The sequence below is a fragment of the Microbacterium sp. B19 genome (genome assembly GCF_000333395.1).
GTDB lineage: Bacteria > Actinomycetota > Actinomycetes > Actinomycetales > Microbacteriaceae > Microbacterium.
Map to the genome: position 1 here is coordinate 1 of NZ_BADA01000165.1, position 2,857 is coordinate 2,857.

Sequence of the window (2,857 nt, forward strand, 5' to 3'; positions counted from 1 at the left end):
CGTCGGCGACGAAGTAGCGCCGTCCGTTTCCGGAAACTGCGCGCCACCGGCTGGATGAGTCCGGCGCGCTCGTAGTAACGCAGCGTGTGCGCTGTCACGCCGGTCGCCGCGCTCATCTGCGCGATCGTGAAATCCGTCTCGTCGTCTGCCACACCTGCAGGCTAGGAGTTCGAGCGCGCTCGAAGTCAAACTCCGATGACGACTCAGCCCTCGCCGGGTGTGCCCCAGCGGGCGCCGGGACCGGGGTCGGCGCACGTCGCATCCGCGGCGAGCGCCGCGACCTCCGCGCGGATGTCGACATCGCCGTCGGCGGCGGGCTTGATGGTGAACACGATGCCCTCCTGGCTTTCCTGCGCGGGGATCTGGCCGATGTGGACCTCACCCTCCACGTCGGCATAGTCGCGGACGAACGGCACCATGAGTCCAGGGACGGGGTGCGTCGAGATCCATGTCGCGGTCTCGGCGAGGTCGGCATCCGGGAGTCGCCAATAGGCCGTCAGGGTCGCGACCGGTCCGCAGGGCCATCCCGTGTAGGACGAGAACGCCGACCCCAGGCTGTCCGCGTCGGCGGCGACAGCACCCTCCGGGAGTACGGCCGTGTTGAGCCACGTTCGGGCGCGCTCGAGAGCACCCGTATCCGGGCCCGGAGAGAGGAACGACTCCTCGGACGCCGACGGCGTACCCGTGGGCGTCGGCGACGGGTACGCACTCCCCACTGGCGTGGCACATCCCGCAAGGACACCGACGAGAAGCGTGCCGGCAATGACGAGGGGCCCCCGCCCCCGGGGTCGCGTACGCATGCCGCCACCCTAGCGATGTGTGCCGCAACCCCCACCGGTCGAGAACACGCCCTGCCTACGCTCGAGACGTGAGCGGATACGACGTCGTGGTCATCGGAGCGGGGCTCGCCGGGTTGCGGTGCGCGACGCGCCTCGCGGAAGCGGGGCGGGACGTCGTGGTGCTCGAAGCGGAGGACGCCGTCGGCGGACGCGAGCGCACCGACGTCGTGGACGGCTTCCGCCTCGACCGGGGCTTCCACGTGCTCAACCCGGCGTATCCGGCGGTGCGGCGGTGGGTCGACGTCGGCGCGCTGGCGCTGCGGCGGTTCCCGGTTGCCCTGTCCGTGCGGCTCGACGACGGCGTGGCCCGCGTCGCCCACCCCCTCCGGCATCCGGCGACGATTCCGGCGTCGCTCGGGAGCGGGCTCGTGCGCCCCGCCGACCTTCTGTCCCTCGCGCGGTGGGCGCTCCCCGTCCTCGCGAATCCGCGGGCGGTCAAGCGCGGACCGGATCGCCGGCTCGCCGAGGCGTGGGACCGCGCGGGCCTTCGCGGGCCCCTGCGCGAGAGCGTGCTCGAGCCGTTCCTCGCGGGCGTCCTCGCCGACGACGAGCAGGAGTCCTCCGATGTCTTCGTGCGCCTCCTCGTGCGCAGCTTCGCGCTCGGCACCCCCGGGGTTCCCGCCGCGGGGATCGGTGCTCTCCCCGCGCAGCTGGCCGACACCGCGCGGCGGGCGGGAGCCGGCATCCGCCTCTCCCATCGGGTCACCGCGACCCGGCCGCGCGGTCGGGGGTGGCGCGTGGACATCGAGGACGGGGATGCCATCGACGCCCGCGCCGTGGTCCTGTCCACCGGTCTGACCCCCGGTCTGGACGTCCCGCTCCCCCGCCCGCGGGGCCTGCAGACGTGGTGGTTCGCCACCGACGAGCGGCACCACGACGACGGCGCGCTGCGTGTGGATGGGCTCCGGCGCGGGCCGATCGTGCACACCGCGATCGTCAGCAACACCGCGCCCACGTACGCGCCGCGCGGCTGGCACCTGGTCGAGGCGACGGTCGTGCTGCCCACGAGCGCGACGGAGGCGGACGTCCGCCGGCACCTCGAGGAGCTGTGGGGTACCGATACCCGACCCTGGCGACTGCTGCGGCGCGACGACATCGCTGCGGCGCTCCCCGCGCAGGACCCGCCGGTGCACCTGCGGCGCCCAGTCCGCCTGGGCGACGGGCGGTACGTCGCGGGCGACCATCGCGACACCGCCTCCATCCAGGGCGCGCTCGTCTCCGGGCAGCGGGCGGCCGAGGCGGTGCTGCACGACCTCGGATGACGGGGCGCTTTCCCCGTGTCGGGGGTCGGTGCCACAGTGGCCGCATGCGATTCCTTCTGAACGTGATCGACGACCGCAGCTCCTCCGCGACCGACGACGAGGGCGAGGCGATCGACGCCTTCAACGACCGCCTGATCGCGGAGGGTCACTGGGTGCTCGCCGCGGGCGTCGCGCACCCGGCCGATTCGCTCGTCATCGACGCGCGGTCCGGGGACCCCGTGGTCACTCCGGGCCCCGCGAACGACACCGCCGAGTGGGTCGCCGGGTTCTGGCTCATCGAGGCGCCCGACCTCGACACGGCCCGCGACCTCGCGATCGACGGTTCGCGCGCGTGCGGTCGCCGGGTCGAGCTGCGGCCTTTCCTCGGCTGACATGGCGACTGCCGCAGAACACATCGCCCGCCTCAACACTCTCGGGCCTCGACGCTCGGGGAACGAGGCCCACCGGATCCTGATCGACGAGGTCGCCGCCGAACTCGTCGCCCTCGGCTATCGCCCGGAGCGCGATACGCACACCTTCGAGCGGTGGGATGCCGACGAGAAGGACGTGTCGCTGACGGTCGAGGGCCGCACGGTTCCCGTCGCGTCGGCCTGGCCGTACTCCGGCGAGACCGGACCCGCGGGCGTCACGGCGCCCCTCGTCCTCCTTTCGGGACGTCGACCGCGGTGGAAGGACGCCCGCGGCCGGATCGCCCTCGTCGACGTCGCGAACGTCGAGGTGCCGGCATCCCTCCTCGTCGAGTCTTGGGACGGACGA

General features: G+C 73.1%; 5 protein-coding genes. 3 read left to right on the forward strand and 2 right to left on the reverse strand.

What is annotated here, in order from left to right:
• On the reverse strand, positions 1–116 hold a 116-nt coding region (locus tag I5G_RS24485), incomplete at its 3' end, for a MerR family DNA-binding transcriptional regulator (RefSeq protein WP_148286424.1).
• A gap of 87 nt (positions 117–203) precedes the next feature.
• A complete protein-coding gene (locus tag I5G_RS06505) occupies positions 204–716 on the reverse strand; it encodes a hypothetical protein (protein WP_022878339.1) in 513 nt (170 codons plus the stop codon).
• 152 nt (positions 717–868) lie between these two features.
• Between I5G_RS06505 and I5G_RS06510 the strand changes: the two genes are divergently transcribed.
• From I5G_RS06510 to I5G_RS21065, 3 genes are all read left to right on the forward strand, one after another.
• On the forward strand, positions 869–2,101 hold the full coding sequence (locus tag I5G_RS06510) for an NAD(P)/FAD-dependent oxidoreductase (RefSeq protein WP_022878340.1): 1,233 nt from the start codon (positions 869–871) through the stop codon (positions 2,099–2,101).
• A 44-nt stretch (positions 2,102–2,145) separates the two neighbouring features.
• Entirely contained in the window at positions 2,146–2,472 is a 327-nt protein-coding gene (locus tag I5G_RS06515) for a YciI family protein (RefSeq protein WP_022878341.1), read from the forward strand.
• A 1-nt stretch (position 2,473) separates the two neighbouring features.
• Positions 2,474–2,857: hypothetical protein (locus tag I5G_RS21065; protein ID WP_036326745.1), on the forward strand; the 384-nt coding region annotated here is incomplete at its 3' end.